General features: G+C 69.0%; 16 protein-coding genes and 1 pseudogene. 14 read left to right on the forward strand and 3 right to left on the reverse strand.

Annotated elements, in window-relative coordinates; all coding sequences use genetic code 11:
* Nucleotides 1-272: 272 nt before the first annotated feature.
* From BW730_RS20260 to BW730_RS04385, 7 genes and pseudogenes are all read left to right on the forward strand, one after another.
* Nucleotides 273-617: pseudogene (locus tag BW730_RS20260) on the forward strand (extracellular solute-binding protein); the annotation flags it as partial.
* Between the two features lie 77 nt (nt 618-694).
* Nucleotides 695-973 (forward strand): hypothetical protein, encoded by a 279-nt coding sequence (locus BW730_RS19065; protein WP_226997257.1) that lies wholly within the window; start codon nt 695-697, stop codon nt 971-973.
* Nucleotides 901-1,488 (forward strand): extracellular solute-binding protein, encoded by a 588-nt coding sequence (locus BW730_RS19070; protein WP_335340893.1) that lies wholly within the window; start codon nt 901-903, stop codon nt 1,486-1,488. The genes BW730_RS19065 and BW730_RS19070 overlap by 73 nt, the downstream gene beginning before the upstream one ends.
* Nucleotides 1,489-1,543: 55 nt before the next feature.
* Complete coding sequence (locus BW730_RS04370; RefSeq protein WP_077685190.1) at nt 1,544-2,494, forward strand: carbohydrate ABC transporter permease; 951 nt, start codon at nt 1,544-1,546, stop codon at nt 2,492-2,494.
* A gap of 1 nt (nt 2,495) precedes the next feature.
* Nucleotides 2,496-3,344, forward strand: a complete 849-nt coding sequence (locus BW730_RS04375; RefSeq protein WP_226997067.1) for a carbohydrate ABC transporter permease — start codon at nt 2,496-2,498, stop codon at nt 3,342-3,344.
* A 2-nt stretch (nt 3,345-3,346) separates the two neighbouring features.
* Complete coding sequence (locus tag BW730_RS04380; protein ID WP_158522470.1) at nt 3,347-4,594, forward strand: arabinan endo-1,5-alpha-L-arabinosidase; 1,248 nt, start codon at nt 3,347-3,349, stop codon at nt 4,592-4,594.
* On the forward strand, nt 4,591-5,208 hold the full coding sequence (locus BW730_RS04385; protein WP_077685192.1) for a DUF624 domain-containing protein: 618 nt from the start codon (nt 4,591-4,593) through the stop codon (nt 5,206-5,208). Before BW730_RS04380 ends, BW730_RS04385 begins: the two co-directional genes overlap by 4 nt.
* On the opposite strand, the gene BW730_RS04390 is transcribed toward BW730_RS04385, so the two are convergent.
* A complete protein-coding gene (locus tag BW730_RS04390) occupies nt 5,193-6,233 on the reverse strand; it encodes a LacI family DNA-binding transcriptional regulator (RefSeq protein WP_226997068.1) in 1,041 nt (346 codons plus the stop codon). The genes BW730_RS04385 and BW730_RS04390 overlap by 16 nt on opposite strands.
* A gap of 176 nt (nt 6,234-6,409) precedes the next feature.
* Between BW730_RS04390 and BW730_RS04395 the strand changes: the two genes are divergently transcribed.
* Genes BW730_RS04395 through BW730_RS04415 form a run of 6 tightly spaced genes read left to right on the forward strand, consistent with a single transcriptional unit; the run spans nt 6,410 to nt 13,250 of the window.
* Complete coding sequence (locus BW730_RS04395; RefSeq protein ID WP_077685194.1) at nt 6,410-7,135, forward strand: L-ribulose-5-phosphate 4-epimerase; 726 nt, start codon at nt 6,410-6,412, stop codon at nt 7,133-7,135.
* Nucleotides 7,136-7,146: 11 nt separating this feature from the next.
* Nucleotides 7,147-8,658: an L-arabinose isomerase gene (gene araA / locus BW730_RS04400; RefSeq protein ID WP_077685195.1), complete on the forward strand. Its 1,512-nt coding sequence runs from the start codon at nt 7,147-7,149 to the stop codon at nt 8,656-8,658.
* A gap of 27 nt (nt 8,659-8,685) precedes the next feature.
* Entirely contained in the window at nt 8,686-10,488 is a 1,803-nt protein-coding gene (locus BW730_RS04405; RefSeq protein WP_077685196.1) for a glycoside hydrolase family 127 protein, read from the forward strand.
* A gap of 1 nt (nt 10,489) precedes the next feature.
* Nucleotides 10,490-11,344: a hypothetical protein gene (locus tag BW730_RS19930; protein ID WP_226997069.1), complete on the forward strand. Its 855-nt coding sequence runs from the start codon at nt 10,490-10,492 to the stop codon at nt 11,342-11,344.
* A complete protein-coding gene (locus tag BW730_RS19075; RefSeq protein ID WP_250637758.1) occupies nt 11,281-11,739 on the forward strand; it encodes a hypothetical protein in 459 nt (152 codons plus the stop codon). Before BW730_RS19930 ends, BW730_RS19075 begins: the two co-directional genes overlap by 64 nt.
* Before the next feature lie 11 nt (nt 11,740-11,750).
* The gene (locus tag BW730_RS04415) at nt 11,751-13,250 is read left to right on the forward strand and encodes an alpha-N-arabinofuranosidase (RefSeq protein WP_077685197.1); all 1,500 of its coding nucleotides are present in this window, start codon (nt 11,751-11,753) and stop codon (nt 13,248-13,250) included.
* 1 nt (nt 13,251) lies between these two features.
* On the opposite strand, the gene BW730_RS04420 is transcribed toward BW730_RS04415, so the two are convergent.
* Together BW730_RS04420 and BW730_RS04425 are read right to left on the reverse strand one after the other, a co-directional pair.
* Entirely contained in the window at nt 13,252-13,431 is a 180-nt protein-coding gene (locus BW730_RS04420; RefSeq protein WP_077685198.1) for a hypothetical protein, read from the reverse strand.
* The gene (locus tag BW730_RS04425; RefSeq protein WP_077685199.1) at nt 13,407-14,021 is read right to left on the reverse strand and encodes an MBL fold metallo-hydrolase; all 615 of its coding nucleotides are present in this window, start codon (nt 14,019-14,021) and stop codon (nt 13,407-13,409) included. Before BW730_RS04425 ends, BW730_RS04420 begins: the two co-directional genes overlap by 25 nt.
* A gap of 72 nt (nt 14,022-14,093) precedes the next feature.
* Between BW730_RS04425 and hrcA the strand changes: the two genes are divergently transcribed.
* Nucleotides 14,094-15,095, forward strand: coding sequence for a heat-inducible transcriptional repressor HrcA (hrcA, locus tag BW730_RS04430; protein WP_077685200.1), 1,002 nt, complete (start codon nt 14,094-14,096; stop codon nt 15,093-15,095).
* Nucleotides 15,096-15,097 lie beyond the last annotated feature (2 nt).

Consider the following 15,097-nt stretch of genomic DNA (forward strand, 5'->3'; position numbering starts at 1 on the left):
ATCGTCAATACGCTTGTGACAAGCTTCGATAGATAATCTTCCCTTGTGGTGTTGACTCACCCCTTCATCGTTGTAATAATCGAAAAAGGGATGGCCGGCAGCAGAGCAAGGATGCTCGACGGACCTCCGAGAAGGAGATGGACATGAATATGCGTCGACGCAGCTTCCTCCTGGGGACCGGAGGTGTCGCCCTGACGGCGGGGCTGTCGGCCTGCGGCTCTGGCGGCAACAGCAGCGGCACGACCTCCGACGGTCGTCCCGAGCTCACCTACATGTACCGGGGCGGGGCCGACGAGAAGAAGGCGTACGAACTGGCGATCAAGGCGTTCGAGTCGGAGAACAACTGCTCCGTCAAGATCATCGTCACCGACGCCGACCAGTACTCGACCAAGCTCCAGGCCGCGATCACCGGCAAGCAGGTCCCGGACGTGTTCTACCTCGAGCAGGGTTCCGTCATGGCGTTCGCGACCAACCACGTCGTGCGCGACATCACCAAGGAGGTCGAGGCCTCCGGCGTCAACCTGGACAACGTGTGGAAGTACGGCGTCGACTCGTACCGCTACGACGGCCAGTTGGTCGGCCAGGGCGCCATCTACGGCCTGCCCAAGGATGTCGGCCCGTTCTCGTTCGGCTACAACAAGACCATGTTCGAGAAGGCAGGCATCGCGTTCCCGACAAGGACACCCCGCTCGCGATGGACGAGTTCCGTGAGATCGCCAAGAAGCTCACGCTCGACGCCGACGGCGACGGAAAGCTCGACCAGTGGGGCACGGGCCTCAACGTCACCTGGAACCTGCAGGCCTTTGCCTGGTCCAACGGTGCCGACTGGGCCGACGCCGAGCGCAAGACGGTCACCGTCGACACCCCGAGTTCGCCGAGGCCCTGCAGACCTTCGCCGACATCCAGAACGTCGACAAGTCCACCCCCTCGATCTCCGAGGCCCAGACGCTCGACACCTACCAGCGCTGGATGAAGGGCGAGATTGGCTTCTTCCCCGTCGGCCCCTGGGACGTGTCCACGTACACCAAGCTCGACTTCGACTGGGACCTGATCCCGTACCCGGTGATGAGCACCGGCAAGACTGCCACCTGGATCGGATCGCTCGGCATCGCGGTGTCGCAGAGCACCAAGCACCCCGACCTCGCCGCAAAGCTCGCCGTCTACCTCTCCACCAACAAGGAGGCGCAGACCTCGCTATGGGAGGCCGGAGTGCAGGTCCCCAACCTGATCGACATGGCCGAGAAGGACTACGCCACGAGCGCGGGCAAGCCCGAGAACAAGGCCGAGTTCCTCGACATCGTGCAGGACTACGGTCGCCCGCTTCCCGCCGCCACCACCTGGAACGGCGAGTGGTACGACGAATTCTGGACGGGCATCCAGCCGGTCCTCGACGGCAAGAAGAGCGCCGCCGACTACTGCAAGGAGGTCCAGCCCCGCATGCAGCAGAAGTTGGACGCCGCCAACCAGCAGGCAGAACAGAATCGATGACGGACCGGGTGGGGGCGCCTAGCAGCGCCCCCGCCCCCCATCGAGGGAGTCTCACATGTCCACCGAAACGCTCATTTCGCCGGCGCAGGCTCAAGCCAGCGCCGAGACGCCACCGCCGCGACGCAGGTCGCGCCTTTACTCCCGGGAACACAAGGTCGCGGCGCTGTTTGTCGCCCTGCCGGTGATCGGCTTCGCCGTCTTCACGCTGTTCCCGCTCGGGTACTCGCTCTACGCATCACTGCACAGCATGAACGGCCTCGGCTACCAGGAGTTCATCGGCCTGGAGAACTACGTCCAGGCCTTCAACGACCCGTACTTCTGGAAGGCGCTCGGCAACACCTTCTTCCTGATGATCGGCATCCCCATCGGGCTGATCCTCTCGCTGATCCTCGCGATCGCGATGAACAGGAAGATGCCGGGCCGCGGCCTGTTCCGCGCCATCTACTACGTGCCCGTCGTCTCGTCGCTCGCCGCCATCGCGATCCTGTGGCAGTGGGCATACAACGGCGACTTCGGGCTCGTGAACCAGATGCTCGCCTACGTCGGCATCGACGGCCCCAACTGGCTGCAGGACCCCGTCTGGTCCAAGCCCGCCATCATCATCATGGCCGTCTGGAAGGGCCTCGGCTACTCGATGCTGCTCTACCTCGCCGCGATCCAGTCCGTGCCCCGCTCGCTCTACGAGGCGGCCTCCATCGACGGCGCGAGCAACTGGCGCCAGTTCTGGTCGATCACGCTTCCCATGGTGCGGCCCGTCACGTTCTTCCTGGTGGTCACCAACATCATCGGCGGGGCCCAGATCTTCACCGAGATCAACATCATGACCCCGACCGGTGGCCCGGAATGGAGCACCGCCTCCATCGTCTGGTACATCTGGCAGAAGGCATTCAAGAACCTCCAGATGGGCTACGCCTCGTCGATGGCGGTCGTGCTCGGCATCATCATCTTCGTCGTCACCCTGATCCAGTTCCAGATCAACAAGCGCAACCAGATCGAGGTGGACTGACATGGCGATGACGCGCAAGTCCAAGTACGCGGCGGGCAACATCGTCGTCGCGATCCTGCTCGGCATCGGAGGCATCGTGATGATCGCCCCGCTGGCCTGGATGCTCTCCACCTCGCTCAAGACCCGGGACTCGGTCTTCGCGCTGCCCCCCGAATGGATTCCCAAGGACCCGCAGTGGGGCAACTACCTGCGCGTGTGGGAGGCGGGTCCGGTGCTCTCGGGCATCACCAACTCGCTGATCGTGTCCTTCACGGTGACGATCATCGGCACCATCGCCTCCACGCTTGCGGCGTTCGCGTTCGCCAAGCTCCGGATGCCAGGCAAGAACGCCCTGTTCCTCGGGCTGCTCGCGGGCATCATGATCCCGATGCCGACGCTGCTGATCCCGCAGTTCATCATGTTCTCCGGCTGGGGCTGGGTCGACACCCTCCTCCCGCTGATCGTGCCGGGCCTGTTCGGCAACATCATGATGATCTTCTTCCTGCGCCAGTACCTGACGTCGGTTCCCGACTCGGTGATCGAGGCGGCCAAGATCGACGGCGCCGGCTACTGGCGGATCTTCTCGACGCTCGTGCTGCCGCTGATCCGCCCCGCCATCGCCGCGCAGTTCATCCTGTGGTTCATGGCCGTGTGGAACGACTACATCGGGCCGGTCATCTACCTCAACAGCCCCGAGAAGCAGACGCTGCAGTTGGTCATCGCCAACTTCAACGCCGCCTACGCGATCCAGACCGACTACCCGCTGATCATGACCGCATCCGTCATCGCGCTGGTGCCGATCTTCGCGATCTTCGTGGCCTTCCAGAACCAGATCATCGAGTCCGTCGCGCTGACGGGAACGAAGGGATGAGCATGGAGCCCGCCTACCTGGACGTCGCGCCGGGGGAGCAGGGAGTCTTCGTCGACCCCGGCCTCGACGGCGCGCACGACCCGACGGTGGTCCGCGATGTCGACGGCGGCTACGTGATGGTCTCCACCGACACCGCGATCGGTGCCCCCGGCGCCGGCGTCCAGGTTCGTCTCTCCGACGACCTGGTCACCTGGCGCTGGGGCGGCCACGCGTTCGACGGCGTCCCGGAGCCCGCCCGTGCCTGGTCGGGCGCGCAGGGACTCTGGGCGCCGGAGGTGGTGCGCCGCGGCGACGAGTTCCGGATGTACCACTCCGCCTCGACCTTCGGGTCGCGCACCTCGGCGATCTCGCTCGCGACCGCGCCCACCGCGCGCGGCCCGTGGCGCGACCGGGGTGTGGTCGTGCGGACCGAGCACGACGCGTCGAGCGTCAATGCCATCGACGCGGCCGTCACGATCGACTCCGAGGGCCGCGACTGGCTGTTCTTCGGTTCCTTCTTCGGCGGGCTGCGGGTGCTTCCCCTCGGCGTCGACGGCAGGCCGGTGCGTGACGGCGACCTCGGGCAAAGCGTCGCGCGCCGCGCCGCGAGCATCAACGGGGCCATCGAGGGTTCGCACGCCCTGTGGAGCGTCGAGCACGGGCACTACTACCTGTTCACGTCGTTCGACTCGCTGTTCGACACCTACCACGTGCGGGTCGCCCGGAGTCGCGCCATCACCGGCGACTACCAGGACGCCCAGGTCCGCTCCATGATCGACGACCGCGAGCCGCCGACGCGGGCGGGCAACCTCCTGCTCGGCAGCCACGTCGACGTCGAGGGACGCACCTGGGTCGCGCCCGGCCACAGTTCCCACCTGATCGACGGCGACAACGTCTACCTGGTGCACCACGTGCGCTACGGCCAGGACCGCGAGCGCCCCACGACGCAGATCAGGCAACTGGCCTGGACGGCTACCGGTTGGCCGGTGGTCTCCCCTGTGCCATTCGGAGGCACCGTCGACGGCGCCCTCGAGGCCCCCGACGCCTGGGTCGCGACCCGGTTCGTCGACGACGTCACCGATCCCGTCGCGCCACGGCCAGCCGAGGTCGCCCTCGGGCCGGTCGGCGCCGACGACCGCGTCACCGTGAGCGTCGACGGCGAGGAGATGGCGGGCGTGGTGTTCCGCGACCTGTCCGAGGCAGGCCCCAGGTTCAGCGTCTCGGCGCTCGACCGCGCGGGGCAGGCCGTCTGGCTGCAGGGGGCACCGTGAGCGTCGTGCGCGTTGAGGGTGGTTGGGCGGGCACCGCGATGCGCTGGCTCGGCCGGCTCACCGCGCCCGCCGAGATCGGGCTCGCGTTCGTGGCGGGCCTGCTCGCCGGCGGGGTCGTGCTCGGCTTCGCCCCGGGCCTGCGCGCCGCCGTCGCGGTGTCCGAGGCGACCCTTTCCGACGACGAGGACGCCACGCCGTGGCGCGACGCTGTCGCCGCCTGGCGCTCAGACTTCTGGGCCTCGCAGCGCGCCCTCGCGCCGTGGGGCGCAGCGCTCGCGCTGATCGCCGTGGAGGCGGTGCTCGCCGCCGTCGGGATGCTGCCCGGCGGCCTCGCCGTGCTGGTGCCGCTGTTCGTGGTCGCCTGCTACCTGGTGCGCTCCGCCGTCATCGGGGCGATCCTCGGAGCAGGCACCTGGCGCACCGCGCTGGTGCTGCCCGCCATCCGCCCCGGGTCGACTGCGGTGTTCGTGCTGGTCGGCGCCGCCCTGCTGATCGCGGGCCTCGCCTACCCGGCGCCCGGGCTGATCTTCGGGCCGGGGCTCGCGCTGCTCGCCGCGACCTGGCTCGGTCGGCGCGACGTGGCGGCGCTTGCCGCGCGTCAGGCCGGGCGCTGACCGCGCCCGAGCGTCGACTCGCGGGCGATCAACTCGAAGTCGGCGTCGATGCGCACGAACTGCTCCGGTTCGCCCCCGCCCTTCACCTTCGCCTCGATGCGGCGGTGCAGCAGTTCGACGGACTCGTCGGCGATCTGCTGCCTTCCAGGCGAGATCGTGGAGAGCGTGGGGGAGGTGAACGCGGCGTCCTCGATGTCGTCGAAGCCGATCACCGCGACATCCTCGGGGATCCGCAGGCCCGCCTCGTGCAGCGCGTGCAGGCAGCCGATGGCCATCGCGTCGTTCATGGCGAACACCGCGTCGAAGGCGACGCCGGAACTGATCAGTTCCCGCATCGCGTCCGCGCCGGTCTCCCGGTGCCACAGCCCCGTCTCGCGGATCAGGTCCCTGTCGAGCGCAAGCCCGGCGCGGATCATGGCCTCCACATAGCCGCGCTCGCGCAGCGCCGCAGAGCCGACGACCTCGCCCGCGTGGCTGCCGATCAGCGCGATCCTGGTGCGACCGAGGTCGATCAGGTGCGTGGTGGCCGCCCGTGCCGCCTCCACATTGCTCATCGTGACGTGGTCGTTGCCGTGGTCGAAGACGCGCTCGCCGAGCACCACCAGGGGGTAGTCGACGCGCAACTGCCTGACGTCCTCCTGTCCGAGGGCCAGCGGCGAGAAGATCAGCCCGTCGAGCAGGTGTCGCACGGAGCCGTGCAGCACGTCGATCTCGCGGGCCCGCTCCGAGTTGGTCTGCTCGATAAGGACCCGCAGGCCGCGCTTCTCGGCGGCGACGATGACCGAGTCGGCCAACTCGGCGAAGTAGGGGAGTTTCAGCTCAGGCAGCGCCAGCCCGATCAGCCCGGTGCGACCTCGGCGCAGGTTGCGGGCCGTCAGGTTCGGCTCGTAGCCGAGCTGGCCGATGGCCTTCTCGACCTTCGAGCGCGTCGTCGGGCTGATGTGCGGGTAGTCGTTGATCACGTTGGAAACGGTCTTGACAGAGACCCCAGCCAGGCGCGCCACGTCCTGCATCGTTGTGGCCAAGGTTTTCCCTTCGTCGATCCTCAGTCAGTCAGGCTATCTCAACCGGGCATTTCCGGGCCACCGATCACGCCGTCTCCATTGACACTCGTCGGGTCAATCAGTAGGCTGATCTGTGACCGGTCACATTGTGGTGCAGCCCCTGCGCAGGGGAGCACCTCGACAACGAGGAGGATGCGATGACGCTGACCCTTACCGAACTGCCAGCCGACGTCCAGGACGAGGTGGCCGCCACCCGCCGGATCGTCGCCGATCTGCACGCGGAGTTGCCACGGTGGCAACTCGTGGTGTGGACCGCTGGCAACGTCTCACAGCGGATCCGCTGCGCCGACCAGATCGGCGAGGACCTGTTCGTGATCAAGCCCTCGGGCGTCTCCTACGACGACCTCGGCCCGAATCAGATGGTGGTGTGCACCCTCGACGGCGCCAAGATCGATGACGGGACCCCGGAGCGCCTGCAGCCCTCCAGCGACACCGCGGCGCACGCCTATGTCTACAGCCACCTCGACTGGGTGGGAGGGGTCGTGCACACGCACTCGACCTACGCCACCGCCTGGGCCGCGCGCGGCGAGGAGATCCCCTGCGTGCTGACGATGATGGGCGACGAGTTCGGCGGCTCGATCCCCGTGGGCCCCTTCGCGCTGATCGGCGACGACTCGATCGGCCGCGGCATCGTCGAGACCCTCGAGAACTCGCGCAGCCGCGCCGTCCTGATGCAGAACCACGGGCCGTTCACCATCGGCCGCGACGGCCGCGACGCGGTCAAGGCCGCCGTGATGTGCGAAGAGGTCGCCCGCACCGTCCACATCGCCCGCCAGTTGGGCGAGCCCATCCCCATCGCGCAGGAGTTGGTCGACTCCCTCTTCGACCGCTACCAGAACGTCTACGGACAACCCAAGAAGTAGGAGTGGAACCCATGGAATCCCCATTCGCCAAGCGCACGATCTGGTTCCTCACCGGATCCCAGGACCTGTACGGCCCCGAGGTGCTCGCCCAGGTCGAGGAACAGTCGAAGCAGGTCGTCGCCGACCTCAACTCCGCCGACGAGATCCCCGTCGAGATCCAGTGGCGCCCCATCCTCAAGGACCGCGTCTCGATCGAGCGGGCCATGCTGGAGGCCAACGCCGACGAGTCGGTGGTCGGTGTGATCACCTGGATGCACACCTTCTCGCCCGCCAAGATGTGGATCCTCGGCCTCGACGCGCTCGCCAAGCCGATGCTGCACCTCCACACGCAGGCCAACCAGGCCCTGCCGTGGGACACCATCGACATGGACTTCATGAACCTGAACCAGGCCGCCCACGGCGACCGTGAGTTCGGCTACATCGTCAGCAGGCTCGGCAAGCAGCGCAAGATCGTGGTCGGCCACGCCTCCAACCCCGACGTGCAGCACAAGGTCGCCGTCTGGTCGCGCGCGGCCACCGGCTACGCCGAACTGCGGACGCTCCGACTGACCCGCTTCGGCGACAACATGCGCAACGTCGCCGTCACCGAGGGCGACAAGACCGAGGCCGAGTTCAAGCTCGGCGTCAGCGTCAACACCTGGGGCGTCAACGAGTTGGTCGCGGCCGTTGACGCCGTCACCGACGCCGACATCGACGCCCTGGTGGCCGAGTACGCCGACAGCTACGACGTCGCCGCGGAGCTGCTGCCCGGCGGCGAGCGCCACGAGTCGCTGCGCTACGGCGCCCGCCAGGAGCTCGCCCTGCGCGCGTTCCTCGACGGGGTGGGCGCGAAGGCGTTCACCACCACCTTCGAGGACCTGGGTGGGCTGAAGCAGCTCCCCGGCCTCGCGGTGCAGCGCCTGATGGCCGACGGCTACGGCTTCGGCGCCGAGGGCGACTGGAAGACCGCCGTGCTGGTGCGCCTCGCCAAGGTGATGGGCTTCGGCCTGCCGGGCGGCGCCTCGCTGATGGAGGACTACACCTACGAGTTGACGCCCGGCAAGGAGAAGATCCTCGGCGCCCACATGCTCGAGGTCTGCCCCTCGCTGACCACCTCCAAGCCGACGCTCGAGATCCACGCGCTCGGCATCGGGGACCGCGAGGACCCCGTCCGCTTGGTGTTCAACACCGACACGGGCGCGGGCATCGTCGTGGCGCTCTCCGACCTGCGCGACCGGTTCCGGATGACCGCGAACCTCGTCGACATCGTCGAGCCCGACGCGCCGCTGCCGAACCTGCCGGTCGCCCGGGCCGTCTGGGTGCCGCAGCCCGACCTGCCGACGTCCGCCGAGTGCTGGATCGCCGCGGGCGCGGCGCATCACACCGTGATGTCGACCGGCGCGGGCCTGGAGGAGTTCCAGGACTTCGCCGACATCGCCGACATCGAACTCGCGCTGATCGACGACGCCACCACCACCCGTGGCTTCGTCAACGAGCTTCGCTACAACGCCGTCGTGCACAAGTTCACCGACGGCCTGCGCTGAAAAGACAACCGGTAAGGAACGATTGACATGACCGCTCCCGTCAGGCTGCAGCATGGGCGAGCGCCCCTGGGGATCACGGAGGTGACCCTGACGCCGGGGTCCTACCTCGGCGACCTGCAGGACCTCAACGCGTCCGCCACCCTGCCGCACGCCATCGGCAAGCTTGACGAGAGCGGTGTCATCGCCAACCTGGCCTCGCCCGGCGGCGAGGCCCACCGGGGGTTCGGATTCTCCGACTCCGACCTGTACAAGACGCTCGAGGCGGTCGGCTGGGAGATCGCCCGCACCGGGACCACCGCGTTCGACGGCTTCCTCGACTCGTCCTACCGGCTGCTGCGCGCCGCCCAGCAGCCAGACGGCTACCTCAACTCGTGGGGGCTGTCGGCCGACAGCCCCGGCCGCTGGGTCGACCTGCAGTGGGGCCACGAGTTGTACAGCGCGGGCCACCTGATCCAGGCCGCCGTCGCGCTGAACCGGGCGGGTCGCGGCGAACTGATGGCGATCGCCCGGCCGGTCGCTGACCTGATCGTTCGGCGCTTCGCCCACGAGGGCACCTGCGGGCACCCCGAGATCGAGACCGCGCTCGTCGAGTTGTACCGCGAGACGGGGGAGCCCGGCTACCTGACCTCCGCGAAGGGCTTCGTGGAGCGGCGGGGCAACCCGGTTCAGCACACCAAGCCGTTCGGCCCTGCCTACTTCCAGGACCACGCGCCGGTCCGCGACGCCGAGGACGCCACCGGGCACGCCGTGCGCCAGTTGTACCTCGACGCGGGCTGCGTCGACGTGGCCGTCGAGACCGGCGACGCCGACCTGCTCGCGGCGGTGCAGCGGCGGTGGGACAGCGCCCACCGGCGCCGGATGTTCATCACCGGCGGCATGGGATCGCACTTCCAGGACGAGTCCTTCGGCGACGACCACGAACTCGCCTCCGAGCGCTCCTACGCCGAGACCTGCGCCGCGATCGCCGACCTGCACCTGTCGTGGCGACTGCTGCTCGCCACCGGCGAGGCCCGCTACGGGCAGGCCATGGAGCGGGTGCTCTACAACGCCATCCCGGCCGCCGTGTCTGAGGACGGCACCTCCTTCACCTACGCCAACCCCCTGCAGGTGCGCACCGGCGGGCGCGTCGTCGAGTACAACTCCGGCCGACAGCCCTGGTTCTCCTGCGCCTGCTGCCCGCCCAACGTGGCGCGGCTGAGGGCCAGCCTCGCCGCCTACCTCGCCTTCGCCGACGACGAGGGCCTCGCCATCGCGCTGCCCGCCGCCGCGACCCTCGAACTGCCGCCCCAGGTCGGCACCGGACGCGTCGTCATCACCGGCGACCTCGAGGCGGGCAGCCTCACCGTTACCCCCGAGGCCGACTTCCTGCCCGGCATGGGGCTGCGGATCCGCGTCCCCGAGTGGGCTACCTCCCCCCAGGTCGACGGCGCACCCGCCCCCGTCGAGAACGGCTGGCTGAGCCTCGACACCGCCGCCCGCAGCACCGTCACCCTGGACGTCACGCCGACCGCGATGGTCGCCGACGCGCGCGTCGACGCCGTGCGCGGCTCCGTCGCGGTCCAGGCGGGCCCGACGGTGCTGTGCGCCGAGGCCCACGACAACCGCGAAGTCGACGCGCTCGCGATCGACCCGAACCGGCCCCTGACCGGCGACCCGACCGGCGCCACCGGAAGCGGGGCGGTGCTCGCCACCGGTGAGGCGCTGTACCGCCGCTTCGGCGAGCCGGCCGGCGACCCGGAGGCCACCCCCGTGACGCTGATCCCGTACCGCGAATGGGGCAGGCGCGGACGCGTCGCCATGCGCGTCTGGCTGCCCACCGTGGACCTCTGAGATGGCGTCCTCACCGCCGCTCGGCTGGAACTCCTGGGACTGCTTCGGCGGCTCGGTGACAGAGGCCGAGGTGCTCGAGAACGCCTCCTTCATGGCGCAGCGCCTGCTGCCGCACGGCTGGGACACCGTCGTGGTCGACATCCAGTGGTACGAGCCGACGCCGGGGGACCACGACTACGCGGCCGTCTCGGAGGCCGTCCTCGACGGCTTCGGCCGGCCCCAGCCCGCCGTCGGACGCTTCCCGAGCGCCGCAGAAGGTAGGGGATTCGCGCCGCTCGCCGACGCGGTCCACGCGCTCGGGTTGAGGTTCGGCGTCCACCTGATGCGCGGCATCCCGCGCCCCGCCGTCGAGGCCGACCTGCCGATCGCCGACAGCCCCTACACCGCGGCGCAGATCGCCGACCCGGGCAACCGCTGCCCCTGGAACCCGGACAACGACGGCGTCGACGCGACACACCCCGGCGCGGCGCACTGGTACGACGCGCTGATCGGGCAACTGGCCGGCTGGGGCGTCGACTTCATCAAGCTCGATGACGTGCTGTATCCGCCGGTGCAGCGCGCCGAGATCGCGCTGATCGCCGCCGCGATCGACCGGAGCGGGCGCGACATCGCGCTCAGCCTTTCCCCGGGCCGCGAACTCTCCCTCGAACAACTCGACTTCCTGCGCGGCGTCGCCGCCATGTGGCGCGTCTCCGACGACCTGTGGGACACCTGGCCGGGGCTGCTGGAGCAGTTCCAGCGCGCCGCCCGCTGGGCCCGCACCAGTCGGCCGCCGGCTACGCCGACCTCGACATGCTGCCGCTCGGCCGGCTCGGGATCCGCGCGCACGTCGGAACCGAGCGCGACTCCCGGCTGAGCCTCGCCGAGCAGCGCACCATGATGACGCTGTGGGCGATCGCCCGCTCGCCCATGATGTTCGGCGGCCATCTTCCCGCCTCCGATCCCGGCACCGTCGACCTGCTGACCAACGACGACGTGATCGCCATCCAGCAGCGCTCCAGCCACAACCGCGAGATCATCCGCGACCAGTCGCTCGTGGTGTGGGCCGCGGAACTCGACGGCACCCAGGTGCGGGCCGTGTTCTGGCTGGGCGACGAACCCACCACAGTGCGGTTGCACCGCGACGACCTCGGCGTCACCGAGCCTCGACGGGTCCTCGACCTGTGGAGCGGCGCCACCCAGACCGCTGCCGACGGGTGGTTGAGCGTCCCGCTCGACCCGCACGGCGCCACCATCCTCGCCATCTCGTGAAGGGACCATCCATGACCAAGGCAATCGTCAACCTCGACCTGCCCGGCCCGCTCGTCTCGCGCCACCAGCACGGGCACTTCGCCGAACACCTCGGGCACTGCATCTACGAGGGCATCTTCGTCGGAGCCGACTCCGAGATCCCCAACGACAAGGGCATCCGCCTCGACGTCGTTGAGGCCCTCAAGGAGATCGGGATCCCGAACCTGCGCTGGCCAGGCGGCTGCTTCGCAGACGACTACCACTGGCGCGACGGGATCGGCACCGACCGGCCCACCGTCGTCAACTCGCTGTGGGGTGATGTCGTCGAGGACAACAGCTTCGGAACCCACGAGTTCATGCACCTCATCGACCTGCTGGAGACCGAGCCGTACATCTGCGGCAACGTCGGCTCCGGCACCGTGCAGGAGATGAGCCAGTGGGTCGAGTACCTGACCCGCGGCGACGACTCCCCGATGGCGCGGCTGCGGCGCTCCAACGGCCGCGACGAGCCGTGGACCGTCAAGTTCTGGGGCGTGGGCAACGAGTCGTGGGGCTGCGGGGGCAACATGCGCCCCGAGCACTACGCCGACCTTGCCCGCCAGTACGGCACCTACTGCCGCGACCACGGGGACAACCGGCTGTACCGGATCGCCTGCGGCGCAAACGTCGACGACTACGCCTGGACCCAGACGCTGATGTCGACCGTCGGCGACCTCGGCTGCGGCTGCCGCCCCGCCGACCACTTCCAGGGCCTCAGCCTGCACCACTACACCTTCGGCAAGAGCTGGGAGGAGAAGGGCTCGGCGACCGACTTCGACACCGACGACTACTTCACCACGGTGGCAAACGCCTGGCGGATGGACGAACTGATCGCCCGGCACTCCACGATCATGGACGTCTACGACCCGACGCGCAGGATCGGCCTGATCGTCGACGAGTGGGGCACCTGGTGGGAGCCGGAGCCGGGCAGCAACCCGGGCTTCCTGGTGCAGCGCCAGACCCTGCGCGACGCGCTGGTGGCGAGCGTCACGCTCGACATCTTCCACGCACACGCCGAGCGGGTCGAGATGGCCAACCTCGCACAGGCCGTCAACGTGCTGCAGGCCGTGCTCGTCACCGACGGCGCGACGCTGACCCGCACCCCGACCTGGCACGTCTTCGAGATGAACCAGGGCCACGGCGACGGGAGCCTGCTGCCAGTGCAGTGGAACGAGCGCCCGACCCGGTCCGTCCCGCAGGAGGGGCCGCGACCCGACGTCGACCTGCCGCTGCTGCACGCCTCGGTCACCGTCAAGGACGGCCGGGTGCTGGTCTCCGCCACCAACCTGGCGCTTGAGCCTCAGGAGGTCGACCTGGAACTGCGCGGCGGCTCGGTCAGCCTCGACGGCGCCCGACTGCTGACCGCCTCCGACCTGCACGACGAGGAGGTCTCCGTCACCGCGTTCGGCGGCGCGAGCCTTGAGGGCGGCGTGCTGAAGCTGCGGATGCCAGCCACCAGCTACGTCGTCGCGGAGCTGACCCTGGAGGCGTGACTCAGAGGCCCAGGATCGGCAACTGACGCTTCGGCTCGATGCCCTTGGCGGCGAGCTCGGCGTAGGCCTTGGGCAGTGCCACCGCGAGCGTCTTGGCCGTGAATGGCCATTCGGTCGCGGTGGCCGCGTCCTCGAGCTTGGTGCCCTGCTGGATCATCATCTCGGTCTGGCTGTAGAGCATCGCGATCTCGGCGCGCTGGATGAAGGCGAAGTCGCGGTCGACGACGGTGCCGTGGCCGGGGACGAACCGGGTCTCGTCCTGGCTTGCCCGAGCACGCCGTCAAGCACGGTCGGCCAGTTGCTGAGCGAGGTCGTCTCGTCGACCTGCGGGTCGCCGCCCTGCTCGAGAAGGTCGCCCGCGAAGATGACGCGCTCGCCCGGCACGAACACGATCACGTCGCTGCGGGTGTGCGCGTCGCCGAAGTTGACCATCTCGACGCGCTGGTCGCCCAGGTCGACGGCCACGGCCATCGAGAAGCCGCGGGTCGGTTCGAACGCGGTCAGGTTCTCGTGCGCGATGCTCGTGACGCCGTCCATTCCTGCCACGCCGCCGCTGTGGTCGCCGTGGTCGTGCGTGACGATCACGTGCGTCACGGGCACGCCCGCGCGCTCGGTGGCGGAGGCCAGCAGCTCGGCCCCCTGCTCCGCGGTGTTGCCCGAGTCGACCAGCATCGCGGCGGTGTCTCCCACGATCAGGCCGACGTTGACCGCATGCGGCTCGACGGTGGTGACGAAGACTCGATCGGTGACTTGGGTCCAAACAGGCGTCATGTCTCCATCGTAGAGGGAGCTACACTGGCACTCGGCATACGCGAGTGCCAGCCGCAGATTCAGGAGGTGACCATGCTCGACGACCGCAAGCTCAACGTGCTCAAGGCGATCGTCACCGACTACGTCGCCAGCAGGGAGCCCGTCGGCTCGAAGGCCCTGGTGGAGCGCCACCAGTTGAACGTCTCCGCGGCCACCGTTCGCAACGACATGGCGGCACTGGAGGAGGAGGGCTACATCACGCAGCCCCACACCAGCGCCGGACGGATCCCGACAGACAAGGGCTACCGGCTCTTCGTCGACCGGCTCGCGCAGATCAAGCCGTTGTCCTCGGCTGAGCGGGTCGCGATCACCAGTTTCATGAACGGCACCGCCGACATCGACGACCTCATCGGTCGCACCGTCCGGCTGCTCGCGCAGCTCACCAGGCAGGTCGCCATCGTGCAGTACCCCGTGGTGCAGCGCGACGAGATCCGCCACCTCGACCTGGTGCCGCTGACCACCGAGCGACTCCTCGTGATCGTCGTGTCCTCGTCCGGTCGGGTCGACCAGACCATCGTCGACGGCCCCGTCCTCGCCGAGCCGCAACTCGGGTCGCTGCGGCTCAGGCTCGCGGCGGCGGTGGTCGGCAAGTCGACGGTCGACGCCGCGGCAGCGCTGGCAGGCTTCCTGGAGGGCGTCGCCCCCGCCGACCGCGCCGTCGCGGCGCCCACGGTCGCGGCCGTTCTCGAGGCGATCGCCGCGAAGCCCGCCACCCAGGTCCTCGTCGCGGGCGTGCCCAACCTGGCGGGCGCCGAGTTCGAACAGAACCTCCGGCCGCTCCTCGAGGCCCTCGAGGAGCAGGTCATCCTGATGCGCCTGCTCGGCGAGGCCGCGGGCGACGACGTGACGATCCGGATCGGGCAGGAGAACACCACGCAGGGCTTCCACTCGACGAGCCTCATCGCCACCGGCTACGGTTCCGACCTGCAGGCGAGCCTCGGCGTCGTCGGCCCCACCCGGATGGACTATCCCTCGACCATCGCCGCGGTCCGTGCCGTGGCGCGCTATGTGAGCAGATTCCTCAACGAAGGCTGAAG

The organism is Tessaracoccus aquimaris (genome assembly GCF_001997345.1).
GTDB lineage: Bacteria > Actinomycetota > Actinomycetes > Propionibacteriales > Propionibacteriaceae > Arachnia > Arachnia aquimaris.

Excerpts from the sequence above, each read along its gene's own strand:
- BW730_RS19065 (WP_226997257.1), top strand. The coding sequence starts at position 695 with ATGGACGAGTTCCGTGAGATCGCCAAGAAGCTCACGCTCGACGCCGAC.
- BW730_RS04370 (WP_077685190.1), top strand. The coding sequence starts at position 1,544 with ATGTCCACCGAAACGCTCATTTCGCCGGCGCAGGCTCAAGCCAGCGCC.
- BW730_RS04375 (WP_226997067.1), top strand. The coding sequence starts at position 2,496 with ATGGCGATGACGCGCAAGTCCAAGTACGCGGCGGGCAACATCGTCGTC.
- BW730_RS04380 (WP_158522470.1), top strand. The coding sequence starts at position 3,347 with ATGGAGCCCGCCTACCTGGACGTCGCGCCGGGGGAGCAGGGAGTCTTC.
- BW730_RS04395 (WP_077685194.1), top strand. The coding sequence starts at position 6,410 with ATGACGCTGACCCTTACCGAACTGCCAGCCGACGTCCAGGACGAGGTG.
- araA (WP_077685195.1), top strand. The coding sequence starts at position 7,147 with ATGGAATCCCCATTCGCCAAGCGCACGATCTGGTTCCTCACCGGATCC.
- BW730_RS04405 (WP_077685196.1), top strand. The coding sequence starts at position 8,686 with ATGACCGCTCCCGTCAGGCTGCAGCATGGGCGAGCGCCCCTGGGGATC.
- BW730_RS19930 (WP_226997069.1), top strand. The coding sequence starts at position 10,490 with ATGGCGTCCTCACCGCCGCTCGGCTGGAACTCCTGGGACTGCTTCGGC.
- BW730_RS19075 (WP_250637758.1), top strand. The coding sequence starts at position 11,281 with ATGCTGCCGCTCGGCCGGCTCGGGATCCGCGCGCACGTCGGAACCGAG.
- BW730_RS04415 (WP_077685197.1), top strand. The coding sequence starts at position 11,751 with ATGACCAAGGCAATCGTCAACCTCGACCTGCCCGGCCCGCTCGTCTCG.
- BW730_RS04420 (WP_077685198.1), bottom strand. The coding sequence starts at position 13,431 with ATGCTCTACAGCCAGACCGAGATGATGATCCAGCAGGGCACCAAGCTC.
- BW730_RS04425 (WP_077685199.1), bottom strand. The coding sequence starts at position 14,021 with ATGACGCCTGTTTGGACCCAAGTCACCGATCGAGTCTTCGTCACCACC.
- hrcA (WP_077685200.1), top strand. The coding sequence starts at position 14,094 with ATGCTCGACGACCGCAAGCTCAACGTGCTCAAGGCGATCGTCACCGAC.